Origin of the sequence: Pseudosporangium ferrugineum, assembly GCF_003002065.1 — a bacterium.
GTDB classification, from domain to species: Bacteria; Actinomycetota; Actinomycetes; order Mycobacteriales; family Micromonosporaceae; genus Actinoplanes; species Actinoplanes ferrugineus_A.
The window spans coordinates 950,487-975,179 of the sequence record NZ_PVZG01000001.1 but is presented as its reverse complement, the minus strand read 5'-3'; the positions used below and the strand labels follow the sequence as shown (position 1 = coordinate 975,179).

At 73.8% G+C, this 24,693-nt stretch carries 19 protein-coding genes; 8 read left to right on the top strand and 11 right to left on the bottom strand.

Going from position 1 to position 24,693, the window contains the following annotated elements; all coding sequences use genetic code 11:
* The first annotated feature begins 318 nt into the window (after positions 1–318).
* The gene (locus tag CLV70_RS04240; RefSeq protein WP_146163947.1) at positions 319–1,257 is read left to right on the top strand and encodes a hypothetical protein; all 939 of its coding nucleotides are present in this window, start codon (positions 319–321) and stop codon (positions 1,255–1,257) included.
* A 115-nt stretch (positions 1,258–1,372) separates the two neighbouring features.
* Here CLV70_RS04240 and CLV70_RS04235 read toward each other — a convergent pair whose 3' ends face one another.
* On the bottom strand, positions 1,373–1,942 hold the full coding sequence (locus CLV70_RS04235; RefSeq protein WP_106124945.1) for a general stress protein: 570 nt from the start codon (positions 1,940–1,942) through the stop codon (positions 1,373–1,375).
* A 17-nt stretch (positions 1,943–1,959) separates the two neighbouring features.
* A complete protein-coding gene (locus CLV70_RS04230; RefSeq protein WP_106124944.1) occupies positions 1,960–2,874 on the bottom strand; it encodes a phosphatase PAP2 family protein in 915 nt (304 codons plus the stop codon).
* Positions 2,875–3,061: 187 nt separating this feature from the next.
* Between CLV70_RS04230 and gsmA the strand changes: the two genes are divergently transcribed.
* The gene (gsmA, locus tag CLV70_RS04225; RefSeq protein ID WP_106124943.1) at positions 3,062–4,195 is read left to right on the top strand and encodes a sporangiospore maturation cell wall hydrolase GsmA; all 1,134 of its coding nucleotides are present in this window, start codon (positions 3,062–3,064) and stop codon (positions 4,193–4,195) included.
* Between the two features lie 37 nt (positions 4,196–4,232).
* Positions 4,233–6,575 carry an ATP-binding protein gene (locus CLV70_RS04220; RefSeq protein ID WP_245908002.1) on the top strand — a complete coding sequence of 781 codons (2,343 nt, stop codon included), beginning with the start codon at positions 4,233–4,235 and terminating at the stop codon, positions 6,573–6,575.
* Here CLV70_RS04220 and CLV70_RS04215 read toward each other — a convergent pair.
* On the bottom strand, positions 6,508–6,873 hold the full coding sequence (locus tag CLV70_RS04215; protein ID WP_106124941.1) for a response regulator: 366 nt from the start codon (positions 6,871–6,873) through the stop codon (positions 6,508–6,510). The genes CLV70_RS04220 and CLV70_RS04215 overlap by 68 nt on opposite strands.
* A gap of 123 nt (positions 6,874–6,996) precedes the next feature.
* On the opposite strand from CLV70_RS04215, the gene CLV70_RS04210 reads away from it, so the two are divergent.
* The 4 genes from CLV70_RS04210 to CLV70_RS04195 all read left to right on the top strand — a co-directional run bounded on the left by CLV70_RS04210 (position 6,997) and on the right by CLV70_RS04195 (position 13,366).
* On the top strand, positions 6,997–7,776 hold the full coding sequence (locus CLV70_RS04210) for an aldo/keto reductase (protein WP_170148564.1): 780 nt from the start codon (positions 6,997–6,999) through the stop codon (positions 7,774–7,776).
* Positions 7,777–7,836: 60 nt separating this feature from the next.
* Positions 7,837–11,802 (top strand): ATP-dependent RNA helicase HrpA, encoded by a 3,966-nt coding sequence (gene hrpA / locus CLV70_RS04205; RefSeq protein WP_106124940.1) that lies wholly within the window; start codon positions 7,837–7,839, stop codon positions 11,800–11,802.
* Between the two features lie 245 nt (positions 11,803–12,047).
* Complete coding sequence (locus CLV70_RS04200; protein WP_106124939.1) at positions 12,048–12,428, top strand: DUF6401 family natural product biosynthesis protein; 381 nt, start codon at positions 12,048–12,050, stop codon at positions 12,426–12,428.
* Between the two features lie 128 nt (positions 12,429–12,556).
* Complete coding sequence (locus CLV70_RS04195; RefSeq protein ID WP_106124938.1) at positions 12,557–13,366, top strand: LamG-like jellyroll fold domain-containing protein; 810 nt, start codon at positions 12,557–12,559, stop codon at positions 13,364–13,366.
* A 298-nt stretch (positions 13,367–13,664) separates the two neighbouring features.
* On the opposite strand, the gene CLV70_RS38945 is transcribed toward CLV70_RS04195, so the two are convergent.
* The 7 genes from CLV70_RS38945 to CLV70_RS04165 form a co-directional block, all read right to left on the bottom strand.
* On the bottom strand, positions 13,665–13,901 hold the full coding sequence (locus CLV70_RS38945) for a hypothetical protein (protein WP_146163946.1): 237 nt from the start codon (positions 13,899–13,901) through the stop codon (positions 13,665–13,667).
* Positions 13,902–14,095: 194 nt separating this feature from the next.
* Positions 14,096–15,139: a cobalamin-dependent protein gene (locus tag CLV70_RS04185; RefSeq protein WP_106124936.1), complete on the bottom strand. Its 1,044-nt coding sequence runs from the start codon at positions 15,137–15,139 to the stop codon at positions 14,096–14,098.
* Positions 15,139–16,911: a PP2C family protein-serine/threonine phosphatase gene (locus CLV70_RS04180; RefSeq protein ID WP_106124935.1), complete on the bottom strand. Its 1,773-nt coding sequence runs from the start codon at positions 16,909–16,911 to the stop codon at positions 15,139–15,141. Before CLV70_RS04180 ends, CLV70_RS04185 begins: the two co-directional genes overlap by 1 nt.
* A 33-nt stretch (positions 16,912–16,944) precedes the next feature.
* Entirely contained in the window at positions 16,945–17,754 is an 810-nt protein-coding gene (locus CLV70_RS04175; protein ID WP_106124934.1) for an exodeoxyribonuclease III, read from the bottom strand.
* Positions 17,755–17,790: 36 nt separating this feature from the next.
* On the bottom strand, positions 17,791–17,940 hold the full coding sequence (locus tag CLV70_RS39575) for a hypothetical protein (protein ID WP_158277698.1): 150 nt from the start codon (positions 17,938–17,940) through the stop codon (positions 17,791–17,793).
* A 157-nt stretch (positions 17,941–18,097) separates the two neighbouring features.
* Positions 18,098–20,386 (bottom strand): putative bifunctional diguanylate cyclase/phosphodiesterase, encoded by a 2,289-nt coding sequence (locus CLV70_RS04170; RefSeq protein WP_245908001.1) that lies wholly within the window; start codon positions 20,384–20,386, stop codon positions 18,098–18,100.
* Between the two features lie 20 nt (positions 20,387–20,406).
* Positions 20,407–21,321, bottom strand: a complete 915-nt coding sequence (locus CLV70_RS04165) for a universal stress protein (RefSeq protein WP_106124932.1) — start codon at positions 21,319–21,321, stop codon at positions 20,407–20,409.
* A gap of 179 nt (positions 21,322–21,500) precedes the next feature.
* On the opposite strand from CLV70_RS04165, the gene CLV70_RS04160 reads away from it, so the two are divergent.
* Entirely contained in the window at positions 21,501–22,784 is a 1,284-nt protein-coding gene (locus tag CLV70_RS04160; RefSeq protein WP_106124931.1) for a citrate synthase, read from the top strand.
* 253 nt (positions 22,785–23,037) lie between these two features.
* Here CLV70_RS04160 and CLV70_RS40775 read toward each other — a convergent pair whose 3' ends face one another.
* The gene (locus tag CLV70_RS40775) at positions 23,038–24,645 is read right to left on the bottom strand and encodes a glycosyltransferase (protein ID WP_245908000.1); all 1,608 of its coding nucleotides are present in this window, start codon (positions 24,643–24,645) and stop codon (positions 23,038–23,040) included.
* Positions 24,646–24,693: the final 48 nt, after the last annotated feature.

Here is a 24,693-nt window from a genome sequence, read left to right as displayed (position 1 = left end):
CTGTGGACATGGTCTAGACACCCACATCCTTGCAGGTCAGGTGCACCTTTCCTTCATCACCCTCGATGCGTCGCATTCAGTCTGAATAGCCGAGGTCGAGGACAAGGTGAGAGGCTGGGCCTTTGCCGGTGGTGTCGGTGTGGTGTGCGCTCTGGGTGGGTGGGCGCTGGCTCCTGCGGCGCCGGCGGTGCTGGCCCTCGGCAGCGCTGAGGCGCTCAGGCGCAGTATGTTCGACCTCGCGGGATGAACCGGATGCGGTCGCTGCCCGGGGCAAGAGTCCCGGCGCCGACCCCACTATGGAGGAGCGGTGAGTCGTACGTGGACCAGGCGCATGACCGTGAGCCGGTTGTTCTGCCGCGCCGCGGTGTGGCTGCGCAGTTGACGTTGTCGGTGGGGTCGGACCGTGACCGTGTCGTGGAGGCGGCTCGGTTGTGGTTCAGGTTGTGTTTCGAGCGGTTGCTGGGTACTCCTGGCCGGCATGTGCGTACCGCGCCGCCGGCTGAGATCGAGTGGGATGCGTATGAGCCGTTCGGTTGGCGTGCGGGTGTCTCGGTGCAGCAGATTCTTGAGCTGGACGAGCCGGTGGAGACCTATTCCGAGGAGGCTTTGGCCCGCCTGCTCGGTCGGCTGGCGGACCTGCCGAGAATTGCTTCCGTGGAGATCATCCTGAATGACGAGCAGGGCCGGCGAAGTCTGCTCGATCTGTCGGTGGCGATGGAACACCGTGACGGTTGGGTGGAGCTGTTCACCGAGGTCGAGGATGAGGTGGCGAGTAGCGCTGCGGGTCAGCGTGATCTGCTGGCCGTTCTGCACGAAGTCGCTCAGCGGTCGAATCCGAGTTCCGGCAGCATCTATCTGCTGGAGGAAGGGTACGCCCCGCCGCTGGAGCATTTGCTGAACCGTACGGACGGGCGGCAGATGTCGCGGCAGGTGGTGCGCGATTACGGCTGGCTTACGGTGCTGGCCGAGGAGTTGGGCGAGCGTCTGGGTGGTCTGCCGGCGTTGCGGGCCAGTGGGGCGTTCGTTCAGGTGGAGAGGTTGGCTGCGGGCGGGTTCTGGCTGTTGGCGACGCCGACGTGGGATGAGTTCGGGTGGCCGGAGGCGCAGCGGGTGTTCGAGGTGCTGGCGCCGGTTCTGCCGCCCGGGGTGCCGCGGACGACGCGGCAACGGATCATGGTGCTCGGCGAGGCTCCCCGGCCGTGGACGTCGCGCAACCTGATCGTCAGCCGGGACCCGGCGGAGATTGCCGGCGTCTGACCGCACACCCGTCGGGCTCCTGAGGGCTCGGCCACGACGCGGACGGGGTGCCGGTGCGGGCGTACGGAAGAAGGCGCCGCCTCCGGGACCGGAGACGGCGCTTGGCCGTTTTCGCTCAGCTGGCGCCGCTGGTGCGCCAGTTGAGGCGGGTGAGGAGCTGGCGGGCCTCGTCGGCGACGTCCGCTTCGACGATGATCGCGTACTGGGCGGCCTGGAGGCTGCTGCGGGAGGAGAAGTCGCGGCGGCCTCGGGTCATGGCGTGGGCGATGGCGCCGAAGACCGCGCCCCAGAGGGCGCCGATGAGCAGGCCCAGGAAGATGACGCTGAACCAGTTGGAGTCGCTGAACAGGCCGAAGAACAGGCCCAGGAAGATGCCGAACCAGGCGCCGCTGGCGGCGCCGGCCATCGCGGCGCGGACCGTGGTCATGCGGCCGAGGACGTTCTCCACGAGGCGCAGGTCGGTGCCGACGATGCTGGTGCGCTCGACCGGGAACTTGTTGTCCGAGAGGTAGTCGACGGCCTGCTGGGCGAGGGCGTAGTCGGGGTACGTGGCCACCGCGACGGTCGGGCCGGGGGCGCTGGTGCCGGCCGCGGCGGGTGGGGTGGCCGGGACGCCCGCCGGGCCGGGCGGGACGGTGCCGGAGGTGCCGGGCATGGCTGCGGGGTCGGGGGTCGGGATGGTCATGAGAGCCTCCTCAGGTCTCAGTCTGACAGCGCCGGCGGGTTCGCGGGCTGGTCGCCGGCGGCGAGGCGGACCCACACGGTGAAGACGGCCGCGACCGCCGCGGTGATCGCCGCGATGCCGGCGGCGAAGGCGAGGCGGCCGGAGGCGAGGTCCGGGGCGGCCCGCTCGGCGACGGCCACGGCGCCGAGGCCGAGGACGCCGAGCACCGCGGTGACGGCGCCGGTCACGCCGAACATCAGCATCGCCTTGCGGTTGGGGCGGGCGGTCACGCCGGTGATCCGGACCCGGCGGGCCCGGACGAACGCCGACGCGAGCGCGCCCCAGGCCAGCACGACCAGCAGGGCGGCGACGGTGTCGCTCGGGCGGTGCCACCCGGCCCAGACGGTGGCGATCGCGATGATCGTCACGTACGCCGCGCCGGCCAGCGCGACCGTGCCGCGTACGGCGAACGGCAGCACCAGGATCAGCGCGAACGCGACCGCCGCCGCCGCGGTGGTGTGGCCGCTGGGGAACGAGTTCGGTGCCGGGAAGCCGTCCAGGTCGGGGCGGGGGAGCCGGCTCTTGAGCAGTTGCGTGGTGGCGTTGGCGCCCAGCACCAGGATGGCCGCGCCGATCGCCAGGTCGGCGCGGCGGCGGACGACGCCGATCGCCGCGGCGGCCAGGCAGATCGCCACGAGGCTGACCAGCGTCGTGCCGTTCAGGGCCCGGTCGAGCACCTGCACGACCCGGGGATGGTCCACGTCGGCGCCCCGCATGACCAGCGTGTCCACGGTCTGGCCCAGCGGCGTGCGGACGCACAGGTAGTACACGAGGGCGACGCCCGCGGCGGCGAGCAGGCCGACGAACGCATGGCCGAACACGTGGGTGACGCCGCGGCGCGCGGCGGCGGGCGCTGTCTCGGTCTGCACGGGGCGGGAAGCCAGGGCCGTCATCGGCGGGTGTCCTCCTGAACGTCACGACTGGGCGGTTCCGCAATGCCCATCCCGCGCCGTTTTCAAGCGCGGCCGGGGCCGGCAACGTGACTGCACCCGCGGGCGCTCTCGGCCCGCAACGGCCCGCCGCGACCTTCTAACGGAGCCGACGCGCAGGGGACGCCGAGGCCGTGACGAGGGGACGTGCATGTTGCTTTCCGCCCGACGACTGCTCACCGGCCCGCTGCTGGTCGCCGCCCTCGGTGCCGGACTGGTCGTGGCACCGCAGGCCGCCAGCGCCGCCGGGGTGTCCGCGACCGTCAAGGTGGGTTCCACGCTCAAGGTCCGGTCGGGGCCGTCGCTGACCGCGAAGATCGTCGGGACGCTGCGGAACGGGCAGAAGATCACCGTCGAGTGCACGCAGACCGGTCAGAGGGTCAAGGGCACGCTGCGGACCACCACCGCGTGGGACCGGCTCAGCACGGGCCGGTACATCTCGCACGGCTACGTCTCCGCCTCGCGCGCGCTGCCGCGCTGCGCGGTCAGCTCCCCGACCGCGGTGCCGCCGAAGGCCAAACCGGTCGCGAGGAAGAAGTACGTCGTCGGCACGGTGAAGAGCTTCGACGGCCGGGTCAACCTGCGCTCGGCGCCGTCGACCTCCGGTGCGGTCATCGGCACCGTCGTCTCCGGCGCCAAGGTCGACCTCGCCTGCGCGGTCACCGGCCAGAACGTCAACGGCACGGTCCGGACCACGACCCAGTGGGACCGTACGTCGTCCGGCGCGTACATCTCGCACGCCTACCTGTACTCGGGGCCGGTGCCGGCGTGCACGGGTTCGTCGGTGCCCGCCCCCACGGTGACGCTGACCCCCGAGCAGTTCATCCGCGCGTCGGTGCCGGGGGCGCAGCGCGGCTGGCGCGAGTACGGCGTCCCGCCGTCGGTCACCATCGCCCAGGCCATCCTGGAGTCGGGCTGGGGACGCAGCGGCCTCTCGACCGTCGACAAGAACTTCTTCGGGATCAAGTGCCAGGGCACCTCGTACGGCAAGCTCGCCAACGGCTGCCACGTCTACCGGACCAACGAGTGCACCAAGGCCGGCAACTGCTTCTCGACCTCGGCCGCCTTCCGGACGTACGCCACCCAGTCGCACTCCTTCCGGGACCACGGCAACTTCCTCCGGGTGAACCCGCGCTACAAGCCGGCGTTCGCGTACACGAAGAACGCCAACAAGTTCATCTGGAGCGTGTGGAAGGCCGGGTACGCGACCGACCCGAACTACTACACCAAGGTCACCGGCATCATGGCTTCCTGGAAGCTGTACCAGTACGACACCTGGAAGTAGGCTCGCCGGGGGCGATTTGCCTCTTATGCTCGGTTCGGTGAGAAGCAGGCGGCCGACAGCGTGGCGCGGGCGCTCCGTCGGCCCGGTGCTGGTCGCCGTCGTGCTCGCGGTCGGCGTCGCCGTCACCCTGCTGACCGTCGGGGCGCTCCGGGCCGAGCAGCACGCCGTCGGCGACCGGGTGATGGACCAGCGTACGGCCGTCGCCCGGGCCGCCGTCACGGGCGAGACCGGGCGGTACCGCGACCTGCTCCAGGCGGTCGCCGCCGGGCTGGGCACCAACGCCCGGCTGACCGCCGCCGACTTCGCCGCCGCCACCGCCCCGCTGGACCGCGCCGGGCTGGTCGGCGCCACCTCGGTGGCGCTGGTCGTCCCGGCCGCCCCGGACCGGATCGGGGAGACCGAACGGTTGTGGCGGTCCCGGGGCGCGGCGGGCCTGACCCTCGAGCCGCGCGGCGCCGCCCCCGAGCACCTCTTCCCGGTGCTGCGCCGCCCGCTCAACAGCGGCGCCGCGAGCCCGCTCGGCATCGACGTGTCGGCCGCCCCGGAACCCACCGCCGCGCTGGTGGAGGCGCGCCGCACCGGGCAGCCCACGGTGTCCGCCGCGTACGTGCTGCTGCGGGACCGGGCCATCCCGGCGGCCCGGCAGCAGCTGTCGTTCCTGTTCGTCTCGCCGATCTTCGCCGTGGCCGCGGCTCCCGGCGCGACGCCGGTGTTCCGCGGCTGGCTCGCCCTCGGACTGCACGGCAGGGACTTCCTCGGCGGCGTGCTCAGCACCGCCAGCCAGGGGCTCATCGACGGCGAGCTGTACGCGACCGACGGCACGGGCCGCCGCGTCGAGGTGGCCGCGTACGACGCCCGCGGCTCCCGGGAGCTGACCCGCCGCGCCACCTTCCCGGTCGCCGACCGCCAGTGGACGCTGGTGACCGGGGCCGACTCGCGGTATCTGCCTGGGGCCCGTACGGCCACCCCCACCGCCGTGCTGATCGGCGGCATCGGCATCACGGTCATGCTGGCCCTGCTCGTGTGGGTGCTCGCCACCAGCCGCTCGCGGGCCCATGAGCAGGTGCTCGCCGCGACCGCCGGCCTGCGGACCGCCGAGGCGGAGAGCCGGCGCCAGGCGGGCCTGCTGAGCGCGATCATGGCCAGCCTCGGCGACGGCGTCGGCGTGGTCGACGAGAACGGCGCCTTCCTGCTGCACAACCCGGCGGCGAAGGCGCTGCTCGGGGTCGCCGACGACGTCGACGGGCCGGACGGCTGGCAGCAGCACTACGGGCTGTACCGCCCCGACGGGCAGACGCCGTTCCCGATCGACGAGATGCCGCTGGTGCGGGCGCTGCGCGGGGAAGCGTCCGACGGCGTGGAGATGGTCATCCGCAACGAGGGCCGCCCGGACGGGATCCTGGTCAGCGTCGACGGCCGGCCGCTCGACCCCAGCGCCGGCCAGCACGGCGCCGTCGCGGTCTTCCACGACATCACCGAGCTGCGCCGCTACGAGACGGACCTGGCGGTCTTCGCCGGCGTGGTCGCCCACGACCTGAAGGCGCCGCTGGCGGTGATCCGCGGGCACTGCGAGACCGCCGTCGACGAGCTCGAGGGCGTGCCCGGCGAGGCCGAGCTGGCCGAGGTGCGGGGGTCGCTGCACCGGATCGCCGGCGCGGTGGACCGGATGGCCGCCATGATCGACACGCTGCTGGCGTACACCACCGCCCGGGACGCGCCGCTCAAGCTGCGGCCGGTCCCGCTCGGTCCGCTGGTCGCGGACGTGATCGAGCAGCGTACGCAGCAGCCGCGCGCGCCCGGTGCGCCGCCGCCGGAGATCTACGTCGGCCCGCTGCCCGTGGTCCGGGCGGATCCCGCGATGCTGCGGCACGTGCTGGACAACCTCGTCGGCAACGCCCTGAAGTACGTCGCGTCGGGCCGGGCGGCCCGGATCGACGTCACCGCCGGGCCGGCCGAGGAGGGCTGGGCGCGGATCGAGGTCGCCGACCGGGGCATCGGCATCCCGGCCGACGACCAGCCGGTCATCTTCGAGTCGTTCCACCGGGCCCGGACCGCCGCCGGGTACGCCGGCACCGGCCTCGGCCTGGCCATCTGCCGCCGGATCGTGGAGCGGCACGGCGGCGCGATCGGCGTGTCCGACAACCCCGGGGGCGGCACCCGGTTCACCTTCACCCTGCCGCTGGCCACCGCCGAGCCGGACCCGGGCGGCCCGGGCCGGGAGGCCCTCGACCGGGAGGCCCTCGACCGGGCCCTGCTCGAGCGGGCGCTCGCCCGCCGGGCGGCGATCTCGCCGGACGGCGACGGGCACGCGGTCAGGCCGGCGGAGGCGGCATCAGCTCCGCCACGCAGGCCAGCAGCTGGGCCGGCAGGAACGGCTTGAGCAGCGTGGCGTTCGCGCCCACCTCGGCCGCCCGGGCGTCGCCGGGCAGCATCGACCCGCTGGCCAGCACCACCGGGATGTGCCGCAGGCCCTCGTCGGCGCGGATCGCCCGGCACAGCTCCAGCCCGCTCATCCGCGGCATGTCGACGTCGGTCACCACGACGTCCGGCCGGTGCTCGCGGACGGCCTCCAGCGCCGCGGCGCCGTCGGTGGTGGCGACGACCTGATGGCCTGCGCGCTCGAGGGCGCGCTGCAGCACGAACAGGATGTCCTCGTGGTCCTCTGCGACGACGATCATGCGTGCTCCGGATCTCTTCACTCGGCGATGTCGCAGGCATAAAGACCCGGACCGCCCGGCGGACACGGGCGGCGGGAAATTTGTTGCGGGGCGGCAATGATGTGGCCGGAGCAAGATGGAGGCATGACCCTTCCCTCCGTGTCCCTCGGCGGCCCGCTCGCCATGCCCCTGCTGGGCTTCGGCACCTGGCAACTGCGCGGTGACGCCGCGTACGAGGCCGTCCGGGAGGCCCTGGAAGCCGGCTACCGGCATCTCGACACCGCCACCATGTACGGCAACGAGGCCGAGGTCGGCCGGGCGATCGCCGACAGCGGTGTGCCCCGCGACGAGGTCTTCGTCACCACCAAGCTGCCGCCGGAGCGGGCCGGCCGGGAGCGGGAGACCCTCGACGCCAGCCTGGCCGCGCTCGGTCTCGACGCCGTCGACCTGTGGCTGATCCACTGGCCGCCGCGCCGGGGCGGATCGGTGGCCGTGTGGCGCGAGTTCCTGGTCGCCCGCGACGAGGGCCGCGCGCACGCTGTCGGCGTCAGCAACTACGACCTCGACGACCTCGACGAGCTGGTCGCCGCGACCGGCGAGAGGCCGGCCGTCAACCAGATCCGCTGGGGGCCGAAGCTGTACGACGCCAAGCTCGTCGCCGGGCACCGCGAGCGCGGCGTCGTGGTCGAGGGCTACTCGCCGTTCAAGACCACGAACCTGCACGACCCGGTGCTCACCCGGATCGCCACCGCGCACGGCGTCGATCCGGCCCGGGTGGTGCTGCGCTGGCACGTACAGCACGGGTTCGTCGTCATCCCCAAGAGCGGCACCCCCGAGCGCATCGCCCGCAACGCGCAGATCGGCGGCTTCGTGCTCTCGGACGAGGAGATGGGGCAGATCGACGGGCTCTCCCGCCTCGGCTGAGCCGGGGGCGGCGATAATCACCGGGCATTCCGGGCCGGGTGTGCCTATTGTTGACGCGCCATGTCTGTAACGCCCGTAAGCGAGGACCTCGTCGAGCTCCGCCGCAGAATGTCCGACCTGCTCCCTCGCGACGAGCGCCGGCTCCAGCGGCGGCTCGAGGGCACCCGCAAGATCCGCGACGAGGCCGCGCGGGCCGCGGTGCTCGCCGAGATCACCGGCGACGTGACCCGGGCCGAGGAGCGCCGCGACGCGCGGCTGGCGAGCGTGCCCCGGGTCTCCTATCCGCCGGAGCTGCCGGTCAGCGCCCGCAAGGACGACATCCTGGCCGCGATCCGCGACCACCAGGTGGTGATCGTCGCGGGCGAGACCGGCTCCGGCAAGACCACGCAGATCCCCAAGATCTGCGTGGAGCTGGGGCGCGGCGTGCGCGGCCAGATCGGGCACACCCAGCCGCGGCGGATCGCCGCCCGCACGGTGGCCGAGCGGATCGCCGAGGAGCTCGGCACCCCGCTGGGCGCGACGGTCGGCTACAAGGTCCGCTTCACCGACCAGGTGTCCGACCAGACCATGATCAAGGTGATGACGGACGGCATCCTGCTGGCGGAGATCCAGCACGACCGGATGCTGCGCCGCTACGACACCCTGATCATCGACGAGGCGCACGAGCGCAGCCTCAACATCGACTTCATCCTCGGCTACCTGAAGCAGCTGCTGCCGCAGCGCCCCGACCTCAAGCTCATCATCACCTCGGCGACCATCGAGACGCAGCGTTTCGCCGAGCACTTCGCGCAGTTCGTAGTTCCGGGTTCTCCGCGCCGTCCGGAGGACCAGGCGTCGGAAGCGGCCCAGCCCGCGCCGGTGATCGAGGTGTCGGGGCGGACCTATCCGGTCGAGGTGCGCTACCGGCCGCTGGTCGAGGAGACCGAGGAGGAGCGCGAGGAACCGGTCGACCTGATCGACGGCATCGCCGCCGCGGTCGACGAGCTCGGCCGCGAGAGCCGCGGCGACATCCTGGTGTTCCTCAGCGGCGAGCGGGAGATCCGCGACGCCGCCGACGCGCTGAACCGCCGCGACCTGCGTGACACCGAGATCGTCCCGCTGTACGGCCGGCTCTCCGCCGCCGAGCAGCACCGGGTCTTCGAGCGGCACACCGGCCGGCGGGTCGTGCTCGCCACCAACGTCGCCGAGACCTCGCTGACCGTGCCCGGCATCCGCTACGTCATCGACCCCGGCACCGCGCGCATCTCCCGGTACAGCAACCGGCTCAAGGTGCAGCGGCTGCCCATCGAGCCGGTCTCGCAGGCCAGCGCCAACCAGCGCAAGGGCCGCTGCGGGCGGACCAGCGACGGCATCTGCATCCGGCTGTACTCCGAGGAGGACTTCGAGGGCCGCCCCGAGTTCACCGAGCCGGAGATCCTGCGGACCAACCTCGCCTCGGTCATCCTCCAGATGACCAACATCGGGCTGGGCGACCTGGCCGCCTTCCCGTTCATCGACCCGCCGGACCGGCGCAACGTCACCGACGGCATCAAGCTCCTCGAGGAGCTGGGCGCGCTCGGCAACCGCAAGCTGACCCCGATGGGCCGCCAGCTCGCGCAGCTTCCGGTCGACCCGCGGCTGGCCCGGATGGTGATCGAGGCCGGGCGGCAGGACTGCGTGGCCGAGGTCATGGTGGTCGCCGCGGCGCTGTCGATCCAGGACCCGCGCGAGCGCCCCTCCGACCGGCAGCAGCAGGCGGACGAGAAGCACGCCCGGTTCACCGACAAGGAATCGGACTTCTTCAGCTACCTCAACCTGTGGCGCTACCTGCGGGAGAAGCAGCGCGAGCTCTCCGGCAACCAGTTCCGCCGGCTGTGCCGCGCGGAGTTCCTCAACTACCTGCGCGTCCGCGAATGGCAGGACATCTACGCCCAGCTGCGGCAGGTCGCCCGCAACCTCGGCCTGGAGTTCACCGAGGACGACGAGCGGATACCGGACGGCCAGCGCTTCCACACCGCCCTGCTGGCCGGCCTGCTCAGCCACATCGGACTGAAGGACGTCGACAAGCGGGAGTACCTCGGCGCGCGCGGGGCCAAGTTCGCGCTGTTCCCGGGCTCGGCGTTGTTCAAGAAGCAGCCGCGGTGGGTCATGTCGGCCGAGCTGGTGGAGACCTCGCGGCTGTGGGCCCGGGTCAACGCGCGGATCGAGCCCGAGTGGGCCGAGAAGCTGGCGCCGCACCTGGTCAAACGCAGCTACAGCGAGCCGCACTGGGAGAAGAAGCAGGGCGCCGTCATGGCGTACGAGAAGGTGACCCTCTACGGGCTGCCGATCGTGCCCCGGCGCAAGACCGGCTACGCGAAGGTCGACCCGGAGCTGTGCCGCGAGCTGTTCATCCGCAGCGCGCTCGTCGAGGGCGACTGGGACACCCACCACGGCTTCCTCGCCGAGAACGCGCGCCTGCTCGAGCGGATCGAGGAGATCGAGAACCGGGCCCGGCGGCGCGACATCAAGGTCGACGACGAGACGGTCTTCGCCCTGTACGACGCGCGCATCCCCGCCGACGTCGTCTCCGCCCGGCACTTCGACGCCTGGTGGAAGAAGGAGCGCCGGGAGAACCCGCAGCTGCTCACCTTCACCCGGGAGATGCTGGTCAACGCGGATCGCGACGCGGTCGACCCGGCCGCGTACCCGGACGCGTGGCTGGCCGGCGGCGTACGCCTCCCGCTCTCGTACCAGTTCGAACCCGGCACCGCCGCCGACGGGGTGACCGTCCGCGTGCCCCTGGCGCTGCTCAACAAGATCGACGCGGACGACTTCGGCTGGAACGTTCCCGGCCTGCGGCGCGACATCGTCGTGGCGCTGATCCGGGCGCTGCCCAAGCACCTGCGGACGAGCTTCGTGCCGGTGCCCGACTGGGCCGACGCCGTGCTGGCCCGCGTGCCGGTGCGCCGCGGTGCGCTCAGCGACGCGGTCGGCGACGAGCTGCGCCGGCTGACCGGCACGGTGGTGCCGCGCGACGCCTGGCGGCCCGGCCAGGTCCCCGACCACCTGCGGATGAACTTCCAGGTGATCAACGAGGACGGCGACGTGGTGGGCGAGGGCCGCGACCTCGAGGTGCTGCGCACCGCCCTGGCCCCGAAGGTCCAGGCCACGATCTCCGCGGCGGCCGGCGACATCGAGCGGCGCGGCCTCACCACCAACGACTTCGGTACGCTGCCCCGCACGATCCAGCAGGTCCGCGGCGGCTACGAGGTCACCGTCCACCCGGCCCTGGCCGACGACGGCGACAGCGTGGCGGTCCGCGTGTTCGAGACCGAGGCGGAGCAGCGGGAGGCGATGCGCGCCGGCACCCGCAGGCTGCTGTTGCTGACGCTCCCGCCGGCCGCGCGCTACCTTCAGGGGCGGCTGGACAACCGGGCGAAGCTGGAGTTGTCGCGGGGCAACCCGTACCGCTCGATCGCCGACCTGCTGGACGACTGCGCGGGCGCGGCCGTGGACCGGCTGGTGCAGGACGCGGGCGGGCCGGTCTGGTCGACGGAGGAGTTCACCCGGCTGCGCGAGGAGGTCCGGGCCGACCTGGTCGACGCCACCGCCACGGTGGTCACCCAGGTGCGGGCGGTGCTCGCGACCGCGTACGAGATCGGCCAGCGGCTGGGCACCACCCGCGACCCGGCGATGGTGCCGGCCCTCGCCGACATCCGGGCGCAGCTCAAGGCGCTGGTGTATCCGGGCTTCGTGACCGACACGGGCTGGCGCCAGCTGCACCACCTGCCCCGCTACCTGAAGGGGATCGCGTACCGCCTCGACCGCCTCGGCGGCAACCTGGCGCGGGATCGGCAGCTGATGGCGCAGCTCCAGGAGATCGAGGGCGAGTACAGGGAGCTGCGCGACGAACTGCCGCGGGGCGGCCCGGCCGACGAGGGCCTGCGCGAGATCCGCTGGATGATCGAGGAGCTGCGGATCAACTTCTTCGCGCAGTCTCTGGGTACGGCGTACCCGGTCTCCGACAAGCGCATCTACCGCGCCATGGACCAGCTGCCGGCCTGACCGGGCGGCCGGGCGCACCCGGCGGCATCTGCCGGCTGCGGGCGACACCGGTCGGCGTCGGGTGGGCACCGGTCGGCTTCGGCGGGCACCGGCCGGCCCCGGGCGGCGGCCGGCCCCGGGCATCGGCCGGCTCTGGGCGGCGGCCGGTGGTGTCGGCGGTGGCGGAGGTGCGCTGTGGGGAGCGGTCGGGTGCCGTTCGGTTACCCGCCTGTCGGCGGCGGCCCGGAGGCCCTAGCGTCCTTCCCATGACGAACGAATTCCTCGCCTTCGCCCCGATTTCCGCCGCTCCCGCCGTCGACCCGGCCCGCGCGCTGCTGGACGAGATGATGGCGCGGGTGGGCGTCGACGGCCTCGCCGCGGCCCTCGGCGACGCCGGCCTGCTCGCCCAGGTCGACCAGCACGCCGCCGCAGTGCGCGACGCCCTGCACCACGCCGGCCGCGAGGTCGACGCCGAGGGGCTGGCCGCGTACGCCAAGTCCGTCGCCGCCGCCGCCCAGCGGATGGGCCGGCCGTTGCCGCAGCCCGGCCACGCGTACCTGTCGGGTTCCGCCTGGCTCGCCGCCGAGTGGCACCTGATGCGCCTGGTGGCCGTCTGCATGATTGCGGAGTCGGCCGGTCTGCTCTGAGCCCCGGCCGGTCTGCCGCCGAGCCTCGGCCGGTCTGCCGTGAGCGTCGGCCGGTCTGCTCCGAGGCCTGCCCGAAACACCGAGTTCGGGCACTTCGCGGTGTTTCGTGCTGAAAGTACCTTCTGCTCATGCACCTCTCCGTCAGAATCGCCACGACTGTCCTGACTCTGCCCCTCCTGACCGCGGGCCTCGCCGCCACCGCCGCCCCCGCGAGCGCCGCTGCCCCCTCCGCGAGCGCCGCCACCGCCGCCAGCGCCTTCTCCGCGAGGGCCGCCGCGGGAGCACCCGCGCCGGTCACCGTCGCGCGGTACACCTTCGACACGGGAACCGTCGCGGGCGGCCGGGTCGCCGATCGTTCCGGGCGTGGCAGCGCGCTCACCGTCCGCACCGCCGACCGGGGACGGATCAACTTCAACGGCACCACCGCCGACAAGTACGCCGCCTTCCCCGTACCCTGCGCCGCGAAGGCCTCCGCCTGCCCGCGCGCCCTGCTGGAGGGGACCGACGACCCCGACCTCGACCCGGGCACCCGCCTGTTCCGCTGGGGCGCCACCCTGCGCCTCACCAAGGCCCAGGTGACCGGCTCCTCGAACGTCGTGCAGAAGGGCGTCGTCGACACCGAGAGCCAGTGGAAGCTGCAGATCGGCGCCAACCAGGCCAAGGCGCACTGCGTCGTCGTCGGCCAGGGCTCGGCAACCCCCTACCTGGTCCGCTCGAAGGCCGGGGTGGCCGACAACAAGTGGCACGACGTCATGTGCCAGCGCTCGGGCACCCGGCTCACCGTCTACGTCGACGGCAGGGACAGCGGCAGCATCGCGATCCCGGCCGAGCTGTCCATCGGCAACAACCTGCCGCTGCGCATCGGGGGCCCGAACTTCAACACCCGCAGCGACATGTACCACGGGCTGCTCGACGACGTGTACGCGCGCCTCGGCTGAGCCCCGGACCGCCGCCGTCCACTCATCGGCCCGGCCCGGCGGAGGTCCGGACAACGGAAGGCCGGGACCCCGGCAAGGGTCCCGGCCTTCCAACCCGATCTATCCCGATCAGCCGCGCCGATCAGCCGCGCCGATGCGCCGTGCCGTTCAGCCGCGCCGATGCGCCGGTCCGTCGTGAGGCCGGCAGCGTCGATCAGCGGTGCCGATCGCTGTGCGGATCAGCGGTGCCGGACGGTCGCGTCCGATCAGCGGTGCCGCTTGGCCGGGCCGGACGGTCGCGGCGGATCGGCGGGGCCGGTCAGCTGCGGCGGAAGGCGTAGGAACGGCCGGTGCCGGCCGCCGCGGCGCGGCCGGAGCGGGCCCGGCCGGAGCGTTCCCGGGCGGCCTGGCGGTCGTCGCCGGCGCCGTGCCGGGCCGCGCGGCCGGGGCGGGTGTCCGTGCGGCCGGTGGCCGGTGGCACGTCCACCGCCGCGGTCAGGTCGGCGCGGGCGAGATCGTCCGGATCGACGTGGACGGAGAAGGGCTGGGCAGGCATGGTGGTGCCTCCTCGCAATGTCGAGGGGGAGTGCCGTGGAGAGAAAGAGCGCGATGAGCCCCGGGCGCCGGTTGCGGCGGACCCACGGCGGACGTACGCCGCCGGAACTACCCGGTGCCGGAATGCGGCAGAGGCAGCGTCTCAGGAGATCATGCGCCCCACGGTAGTCCGGCCCCGCGCGTCGCGCCAGCCGTTTATCCGGCGATCCGGGTCAGCCCCGCGTCGAGGGTGGCCGTCGCCGCCGGGAAGTCGCGGAGCTGGTCGCGTACCAGCCGGAGGCCGGCCACCAGGGCGGTCGCCGGCACGCCGCGGGCCTCGAGCACCGCGGCCGTCCAGGCGGCGAAGTCGGTGAACACCTCCGGGTCGCCGACGTACAGCGCGGCGGCGAGGAAGTCCACCACGTGGCCCAGGTCCTCCAGCGTCGAGTCGAGCCGGCGCTGGTCGTACGCGGCGACCGGCGGGTACTCGGCCACGAGCCGCGCCATCGCGCCGTGCACCAGATCGCCGCGGTGGCGCGCCACGTACGTGTACTCGTCGTCGCCGAGGAAGCCGTTGCCGTACGGGTCCCCGACCACCGGCGGCCAGTCCCGCGCCAGCCGGACCACCGCCTCCTGCGCGCCGGCGGCCCACGCGTCCGCGCCGAGCCGGTGCGCCCAGCGCCCGTCGGGGCCGAACCCGCGCCCGCCCGCGATCACCGGGACCCCGGCCGAGCGGCACGCCGTGATCGCCGCGTGCGCCCGCGGCAACCGGGTCGCGATCATGCAGCTGAGCGCCACCGCGTCCGGGCCGGTCTGGTGCAGGTGGGTGACCAGGTGCGGGCCCGGCACGCTGGCCCCGAGGAAGTCGACCCGCCAGCCGTCCAGCCGCAGCATCTCGCCGAGGATCCGTACGGGCAGGGCATGCCATTCGCCGTCGACGCAGGCCACCGTCACCCGGCCGCGGGTGGGCCGGGCGGCCGACCGGGCGGACACCGCCGCCAGGGCGCGCTCGCTGATCGCGGTCGCCGCGTGCTCGCGGGCGATCGACCACTCGTTGGCCGCCCACAGCTCGCCGACCCGGCCCTGGGTGGGCGCGATGAGGTCGAGCATGATCCGCGGGGCCGGCACGCCCGCGTCGAGCAGGCCGTTGACGACCTCGATCGCGCCGTACTCGTCGCCGTCGCCGACCAGGCGCAGATATTCCGCGGCGACCTCCGGGTCGTCGAGCGAGCCCGGGGGAGTGCTGGTGAAGGCGGTCATCAGCGGGCGCGGTTCCTCCGCTCGCCCCGGCGGGCGTCGATCGCGAACGGCGACCCGGCCGGGCCCGTGTCCATCAGGCTGAGCTTGGTCCGGGCCGGCGCGCGCACGGCCAGCATGGCGATGTCGTCGCGCACCCCGCCGTGCACCCAGTCGGAGACGAGCTGCCGGATCCGCTCGACGGCCGCGTCGACGGGCATGCCGCGGCAGCTCGCCAGGGCGTCGTGCAGCCGGGCCTCGCCGTACTGTTCCTGGCCGGAGGGGCCGCCACGCGCCTCGGTGAGGCCGTCGCTGTAGAGCAGGCACAGCTCGCCCGGTGCCAGCTCGACCGTGCCGGGGTGCACGGAGATCTCGGGGACGACGCCGACCAGGGTGCCCCGGATCGGGGCCGCCTCGACCGTGCCGTCGGCGCGCAGCACGAGCGGCACCGGATGCCCGCCGGTGGCCAGGTCGATCCGGACCCGGCCGTGCTCGGCGCGGGTGATCGTGCCGACGACCAGCGTGACGAACCGGTGCTGGCGCCCGGCGCTGAGCAGGGCCCGGTTCAGCACCCGGACCATGACGGCGGGGTCGCGTTCGACCAGGGACAACGCCCGCAGCGTCTGCCGGATCTTGCCGGTCAGCACGGCCGCCTCCGGCCCCTTGCCGCACACGTCGCCGAGCGCGATCACCGTCTCGCCGCCCGGGCCCGCCTCCGGACCCCCGGCCTGGCCGGCTGTCGTGGTGGGCCCGCCGAAGCCGCCGGCCTGACCGGCCGTCGTGGTGGGCCCGCCGAAGCCGCCGGCCGGGGCGGTCTCGAAGACGTCGAAGAAGTCGCCGCCGATCCGCAGCGCGTCGCGGGCGGCCTGGTACGAGCCGGCCAGCTCGACGCCGTCCGGCCGGGGCAGCTGGGGTGGCAGCAGGTCCGCCTGGAGGATCGCCGTCGTGTCGACCTGCTCGCGGTAGAGCGCGGCCGCCGAGATCGCCGCGCCTGCGCGGGCGGCGAAGATGCGCGCGAGCATCTCGTCGTCGGGGGCGAACGTCGCGCCGGCGCCGCGCCGGGCGAGGATCAGCGCGCCGGCCGGCTCCGCGTTGCCGGGCAGCGGCGTCACGAGCAGCGCGCCGACCGGTCCGAAGTCGCCGGGCAGCAGCCAGCCGGGCACCTGGGAGGCGTCCAGCCAGCGGCTGGGGATGGGCGGGAAGCCGGCGAGCGCGTCCTCGAGGCTCGGCACCTCGGCGAGCACCTGCTCCCGCAGCGTGCCCTCCTCCACCCGGCCGCCGGTGACCAGCCGGACCCACTCGCTCTGCCGGCGGTCGGCGGGCAGCACGACCACGGCGGCGTCGGCCAGGTGCGACACCGCCAGCTCGACCGTCGTACGCAGGCAGCGCCGCCGATGCAGCGACGCGGACAACCGCCGCCCCGCCTCGGCGAGGAACTCCGTGCGCGCCCGCTCGGCCCGCGACTGCTCGGCCCGGAGCAACTCCTCGGTGCAGTCGCGCAGATACCACGCGTAGTGATCCTCGTCGAGCGGACGCCGGCGGCCGTGGACCTGCCGGCCCGCGACGACGTCGGTGAACGTCTCGGCGCCCGGGGCGAGGGTCGCGCGGGAGCCGGGCGCCAGCGCCGGGACGAGCTCGGCGGCGGCCGCGTTGACCAGCACGACCGTGTCGTCCGCGGCGGCGCACACGACGATCGCCTCGGCCGAGGCGTCGAGGACCGCGCGGAGCAGGGCGGGGGGCGCGAGGGACGGACCGCTCGCGTGCCGGTCGCCCTGCAGCGGAAGCTGGGCTGTCATCGCGGTCCCTCCTCTCGGTCGCGTCCACCCACCCTACGCGCCGGGTAGGCGCTGGTCGCGGGCGCCGAAGCCGGACTGCGGATCGGTGTCGACCACGATCGGCGCGTGATCGGAGGGTCCCTTGCCCTTGCGGGCCTCCCGGTCGACCACGGCGTCGCGGACCGCCGCGGCCACGTCCGCGGTGGCGTACACGAGATCGATGCGCATGCCCTTGTTCTGGTGGAACATCCCGGCCCGGTAGTCCCAGTAGGTGTACGGCCGGTCGCCCTTCAGCGGGCGCGGGACGACATCGGTGAACCCCAGGTCCCGAAGGGCGGCGAGGGCGTCGCGCTCGGGCGGGGTGACGTGCGTGGAACCGGCGAAGACCCGGACGTCCCACACGTCCTCGTCGGCCGGCGCGACGTTGAAGTCGCCCGCCAGCACGGCCGGGCCCTTCTGCTCGGCGAGGGCGGACCGCAGGGCGGCGAACCAGGCCAGCTTGTACGCATAGTGCGGGTCGTCCGGCGTACGGCCGTTGGGCACGTAGAGCGAGGTGAAGCGGATCCCGCCGCAGGTGGCGCTGATCGCGCGTGCCTCGGGCTCGGGGTACCCGGGTTCGCCGTCGAAGCCGCGCCGGACGTCGTCGAGGCCGACGCGGGAGAGCAGGGCGACGCCGTTCCAGCGGCCCTGGCCGTACGCCGCGGTCTCGTAACCCAGCTCGGCCACCTCGGCGGCCGGGAAGGCGTCGGCGCCGACCTTGGTCTCCTGCAGGCACAGCACGTCGGGCCGGGTCCCGTCCAGCCAGTCCAGCAGGCGCGGGAGGCGGGCCTTGACGGAGTTCACGTTCCAGGTGGCGAAGCGCATGCCCCCAGCCTGCCGCATCAGGCGGCGGGGTGCCGGTCAGCGCTCCGGCGAGCGGTGCTCGACGCGCATCGGGGTGCCGTTGGCGCGGCTGGCGGCCAGCAGGGCGGCGGCCAGTCCGGAGGCCAGCACCACCAGCACGGCCACGAGCCAGATCACCGAACCGTCGGCCTCGAGCAAAGTCGTCATGAATGTCGCCTCCCTGTCCCGTTAGCGGCAGCTGACCCGTTGATCGGCAGCGCGGGTCCCGATGCGAGAAACCCGGGCGAGCGAATAATGCCCGACTCGCCCGTGGTGCGCCAGTGGGAGGGGAGACGTTTGTCACGTCCCGGGAATAAACCAGCCGTCAGGGGTTCCCGGCCGCCAGCGGTGCCGGGCCGGGTGCGTGCCGGTCCGCGGCCCAGTGCAGCGCGAAGTCCTCGGGTGCCACGCCGGGACCCCAGAGCCAGCCCTGCGCCTGGGTGACGCCGACGGCGGCGAGCGCGTCGCGCTGGACCCGGGTCTCCACCCCCTCGGCGACGATGCTCAGCCCCAGCGCCCGGCTCATCGCCACCACGGCCCGGACGATCTCCTCGTCCTCGGCGCTCTCCCCGAGCCCGGAGACGAACGACCGGTCGATCTTCACCCCGGTCACCGGGAACCGGCGCAGGTAGCCCAGCGCCGAGAAGCCGGTGCCGAAGTCGTCGACGAGCAGGCGCAGGCCCAGCTGGCGCAGCTCGTACAGGACCCGGGCGGCGATGCCGCCGCCGTCGGCCATCACCGACTCGGTCATCTCGACCGCCACGGCCGAGGCCGGCACGCCGTACCGGCGCAGCTCCCCGGCGACGATCACCGGCAGCCGGGGATCCTCGAGCTGGCGCGGCGAGGCGTTGATCGACAGGTAGAAGTCGCCGTCCACGGTGCCGTCGGCACGCCAGCGGGCCAGCTGGCTCAGCGCCTCGTTGCGCACCCAGGTGCCGAGGGCGTCGATCAGCCCGGCGTCCTCGGCGACCGGGATGAACGTCATCGGCGGGATCGGGCCGCGCTCGGGGTGGGTCCAGCGCACCAGCGCCTCCGCGCCGGTGGGCCGGCCGCTGTCGAGCCGCACGATCGGCTGGTAGACGACGGTCAGCCTGTTCTCGGCGAGCGCCGTACGCAGCGCGCCCTCCAGCTCGATGCGCTCGCGCACCCGGTCGTGCATCGACGCGTCGAAGATCGTGCTCCGGCCGGGCCCCTCGCCCTTGGAGCGGTACATGGCCGTGTCCGCGTCGCGCAGCAGGGCCTCGGCGACCGCCGCCGCGTCGCCGCCGCCCGGCGCGTGGGCCAGGCCGATCGACGCGCTGATCACGACCTCGGTGTCGCGGACGGGCACCGGCGTGGCGAAGCAGCCCTGGATGTCGTCGACGAGCCGCAGCGCCCCGGTCTCCTCACCGACGTACGCGACCAGGAACTCGTCCCCGCCGACCCGGGCGAGCAGGGTCCCGGACGGCACCGCGGCGCGCAGCCGGGCGGCCACCTCGATGACGAGCTGGTCGCCGGTGTCGTGCCCCCACGAGTCGTTGACCCACTTGAAGCCGTCGAGGTCGAGCAGGCCTGCCCAGACCCGGGCCGGACCCGGCGGCAGGCCCGCGACCAGCCGTTCCACCTCGGCGGTGATCATCCTGCGGTTGGGCAGGCCGGTCAGCGGGTCGTGCATCGACTGGTACTCCGAGTGCAGCTGCGCGGCCACGTGGGCCTGCACGGCGGACACGGCGCGCAGCATGAGCAGGGCCACGATCGCCAGGCCGCAGGCGCCGATCAGCGCGCGGTACTCGGACGAGCGGTCGCCGACGGTCATCAGCAGCACGAACGGGGTGGCGACCGCGGGCACCAGCAGCGTCATGCGCTGCCACGACCACGCCTGCACCGGGTGCCGGTCGGCACGGCCCAGCTCCGCCACCGAGGGGTGCAGGGCACTGACCCCGAGCAGCGTGTACGAGAGCAGGAACGGCACGTCCAGCAGGGGCGACGCGTAGGTGCGCCCGGACACCCCGATGATCGCGTACGCGAGGTCGCCGACCACCATCAGCCCGGTGCCGGTGACCAGGGCGATGAGGCTCGGCGGCCACGTACGCGCGGTGAAGGTCAGGTTGATGCCCAGCGCGAGCAGCACCACGTCGAACAGCGGGTAGAGCCCGGCGAGCACGGAGACGACCAGCGGGCGGTCGGTGATGGCGGCGGCCGGCGCGGCGAGCAGCAGGGCGCTGGCCAGCCCGCCGGCCAGGCAGACGATCAGCCCGTCGAGGATCGCGTGCCGCTCGACGCTGCCCCGGGCCCGCAGCAGGACCGCGAAGAAGATGGCGAGCAGCACGTACCCGGGGACGGTCGCGGCGTCGGCCAGCAGCGGCTGGGCGGTGACCGACGGCCGGACGATCAGGCCGATCAGGAACAGCACGGCGGCGGCGCCCATGAACGGCCACGCGTACCGGGAGCGGGCGGTGAACCGGCGCGGCGCGGAGAAGCACGCGGCGATGGTGCCGACGGCGATGGCGATGAAGCAGGCGGAGTTGACCGCGGCGGACAGGTCGAGCGAATACACCACCGTCGCGGCCACGCCGGCCACGCCGAACACCTGCCACCAGCGGCGCACAGGGCGGCGCCCAGCCGTGGATCGCACGCCGCATCGCCCCCTGGCCGTCAGCTCGTCAGCGCCCCCGCCGTTCGCACCGTACCGTTCCCGGGGCCCTTCCCGGCAGCCGTCCGGTTTCCCGGACCGGCGGCCGTACCGTCTCCCGGGCCCTGCCCGGCGGTCGTGCCGTGGACGAACAGGGTCGGGCAGGCGCAGTGACGCAGCAGCTCGCCCGCCACGACGCCCAGCAGGGAGCTGCCGTCGGTGCCACGTGGGCCCACGATCATCATGCGCGCCCGGCGGGAAGCGCGTACGAGAGTTGGCGCAGGATCTCCCACCAGCAGCCGGGTCCGCGCCCCGGTGAGTCCGGGCACCCCGGCGATCGCGTTCTCCAGCAGCCGCCGCCCGGCCGGCTCCTGCTCGGGCCGGCCGACCACGTGGGCCACCTCCAGGGCCAGCTCGCGCCGGCCGGCCTCGCCCGCGGCCAGCCGCAGCGCCTGCAACGAGGCGGGGGAGCCGTCGACGGCGACCAGCAGCGGCCCGGACGGCGGGCGGACGCCGCGGGCGACCACCACCGGGCAGCGGGCGCGGGCGACCGCCTGGACCGCGACCGAGTCCGGCGGCAGCCCCGGGGCGGTGGTGAGGTCGTCGTCGCCGAGCACGAGCAGCTCGGCCGTGCGGCTGCGACGCAGCAGCTCACGCACCGGCTGGCCGTCGACCAGCACGCCCTCGACCCGGACACCGGGCACCGAACGGCTCGCGGTGGCCACGGCCTCGCGCACGATGAGATCGGCTTCCCGCCGCGCCGAGCAATAATCAGGAGGATCATCGGAGTAGTGCCGGCCGGGCCAGGCGAAGACGTGCACGATCCGCAGCGGTCTCCCGCGCGCCATCGCCTCGCGGGCGCCGAGCCGCGTGGCGGCCAGGCCGGCGGCCGTTCCGCTGACGCCCACGACGACAGGAGCAGGTGCCGGAATCTGCATCGGTTCACCACCTCCGCACCGCGCCGACGCGGTCCACCGACCATTATCTATGGTTGAGGCGGGATCGGCAGTCGTGATCAATGCCTCAGCGGTCGACCGACTGATGACCCGTTCAGCTTGAGGGTTTACGGTGAACGGCAGGTTATTGGCGACATCTGCCGGTGAAGTGAGGGAAATACATGACGGATGTCAAGCTCGACCACCCCGGTGGCCAGTTGTCCCTGCCGGTTCGCCCGGCGGTCGAGGGCCCGGGCGGGATCGAGATCAGCGCCCTCCTCAAGGAGACCGGCTACGTGACCCTGGACCAGGGTTTCGTCAACACGGCCTCGTGCGCGTCGGCGATCACCTACATCGACGGCGACGCGGGCATCCTGCGTTACCGGGGCTTCCCGATCGAACAGCTCGCGGGCAAGGCCTCCTTCCTGGAGGTCTCCTACCTGCTGATCCACGATGCCCTGCCGACGCCGGCACAGCTCGCGGAGTTCGCGGACAAGATCCGCGTGCACACGCTGCTGCAGGAGGAGATGCGCACCTTCTTCTCCGGCTTCCCGCGTGACGCGCACCCGATGGCGGTGCTGTCCTCGGCGGTGACCGCCCTGTCGACGTTCTACCAGGACGCGCTGGACCCGACCGACCCCGAGCAGGTCGAGATCTCCGGCATCCGGCTGATGGCGAAACTGCCCACGATCGCGGCGTACGCGTACAAGAAGTCGATCGGGCACCCGCTGCCGTACCCGGACAACTCGCTCGACTACGTCGAGAACTTCCTGCGCATGACCTTCGGGCTGCCGACGGTCACGTACGAGATCGACCCGAAGATCGCCAAGATCCTCGACATGCTGTTCGTGCTGCACGCCGACCACGAGCAGAACTGTTCCACCTCCACGGTGCGCCTGGTCGGTTCCGCCCAGGCCAACCTGTTCGCCTCGGTGGCGGCGGGCATCAACGCGCTGTCCGGCCCGCTGCACGGCGGCGCCAACTCGGCGGTGCTGGAGATGCTCGAGCAGATCCGCGCCGACGGCGGCGACGTCCAGTCCTTCGTCCGCCGGGTCAAGGCGAAGGAGAAGGGCGTCAAGCTGATGGGCTTCGGCCACCGGGTCTACAAGAATTACGACCCGCGCGCCGCGATCGTCAAGAAGGCGGCCCAGGACGTGCTGGCCACGCTGGACCGGCCCGACCCGCTGCTGGAGATCGCGTTCCAGCTCGAGGAGATCGCGCTGGCCGACGACTACTTCGTCTCCCGCAAGCTCTACCCCAACGTGGACTTCTACACGGGCCTGATCTACAAGGCCCTGGGCTTCCCCACGAAGATGTTCACGGTCCTCTTCGCGCTCGGCCGGCTCCCCGGCTGGATCGCGCAGTGGGCGGAGATGATGTCCGACCCGACCACGAAGATCGGCCGCCCGCGCCAGCTCTACACGGGCGAGGCCGAGCGGCAGTTCGTGCCGATCAGCGAGCGCTGACCCGCTTCCGCCTCCCGGCCGTCCCGGCTCTCCGGGGCGGCCGGCGGCGTCTCCGCCGCGCGCTGCCCGGCTTCTCGCGCACGGCCCGGCTTCCCGCACACGGCCCGGCTTCCCGCACACGGCCCGGCTTCCCGCACACGGCCCGGCTTCCCGCACACGGCCCGGCTTCCCCCACACGGCCCGGCTTCCCGCGTGCTGCCCGGCTTCTTCCGGGCACGGGCGAGGGCGATCGTCGCCGTCACGTCGTGCGGGGTCAGGGCCCGGCCGTCGTGCGGGGTGGGGGCCCGGCCGTCGTCCGGGGCGAGGGCCCGGCGCCGGGCCGGGCCGCTGTCGCCCGGCGGGCCGCTGTCGCCCGGCTGGCGGCTTCTCCGAGTTCCGCGAGCCACTCGATGATCCGGGCGGCGCCGTCCTCGCGCGCCAGGTCCGCGGCGAGGGCGGCGGCTCGTGCGCGCATCCGGGGGTCCGTCGTGGCCTCGGTCAGCGCCGCCGCGAGCCGGTCCGCGGTCAGCCGGGAGAACGGGAGCGGCCGCGGGCTCACCCCCAGGGCGTGCAGCCGCCAAGCCCAGAACGGCTGATCCGCGAGCACCGGCACGGCCACCGCCGGCACCCCCGCCCGCAGCCCCGCCGCCGTCGTCCCGGCCCCCGCATGGTGCACAACTGCCGCCATCCGCGGAAACAGCCAGTCGTGCGGCAGGGCGCCCACGCTCAGCACGCCGGGCTCGTCGCCGGCCCGCAGCCCCGACCAGCCGGCCTGCACCACCGCGCGGACCCCGGCGGCCCGCACCGCCGCCAGCACCGGCCCGGCCAGGCGCCCGCCGTGCCCGGGCGCCATGCTGCCGAACCCCACGAAGACCGGCGGCGGCCCGGCCGCGAGAAACGCCTCGACCTCGGCGACCGGCGTCCCGGATCCGGAAAGCGCCGGCGGCCCGGCGACCGGCGCCCCGGGTCCGGGGACCGGTTGCGGATCGGCCGGCGGCGGGGCCACGGGCGTCCCGGACTGGGGAAGCGGTTGCGGACCGACCGGCGGCGCGGTGGCTGGCGGCACGGTGGCCGGCGGCGCGGCGACCGGCGGCCCGGCGACCGGCGGCGCGGTGGCCGGCGGCGCGGTGGCCGGGGTCCCGGGTCCGGGGAGCGTGTGCCGATCGGGCGGCGACGGCCGGCCGGGTGGGTGGGCGGGCCACCAGTAGCCGACGATCTCCTGGGACGCCGGCCAGTCCGTGGGGCGGGGCACCACCGACGGGCTGAAGCCGTGGAAGGTGGGCCAGCGGTGCTGCTGCTCGCGCTGGAGGCGCCGGGTGCCGACCCGGGGGAGGCCCAGCTCCGCGCGCAGGCCGCGGATCGGCGCGCGGTAGAGCGGGCGGGCGGCGGCCTCGGTGATCCGGCCCATCAGGCGGTTGGCGGTGCGGCCCGCCGAGCGGCCGCCCACCAGCACCGGTCCGAAGTCGCCGGTCGGGTACAGCGGCTGGAGGAACACCCCGGCCCAGGGGATGCCCGCGGCCTCGGCGACCTGATAGCCGAGCGGCGCGACCAGCGTGGACAGCAGCAGAACCTCGGGGTGGGTCTCGCGTACGGCGGCAGCCACGCCCCCGGCCAGCTCGGCGATCAGCGGGCGGGCGATGCGCCGCAGGCGGGCGAGGGCCCACGGGCTCGTCCCCGAACCCGTGCCGTCCTGCCCGCGCGCCCGGGGCAGGATCCGGCGCAGGTCGCCGGGGAGCGGCACGAACGGCAGCGCGATCCGGTCGCGGAACGGCTCGTGGGTGGCGAGGGTGACGTCGTGGCCGGCGGCCCGGAGCCGTTCGCCGAGGCCCGTGTACGGCGCCACGTCGCCGGTGGATCCGGAGGTCACGATCAGCACCCGCACCCGGCCATCATCGCACCGCTTTCATGCCTTGACGGTTATATAACCCGA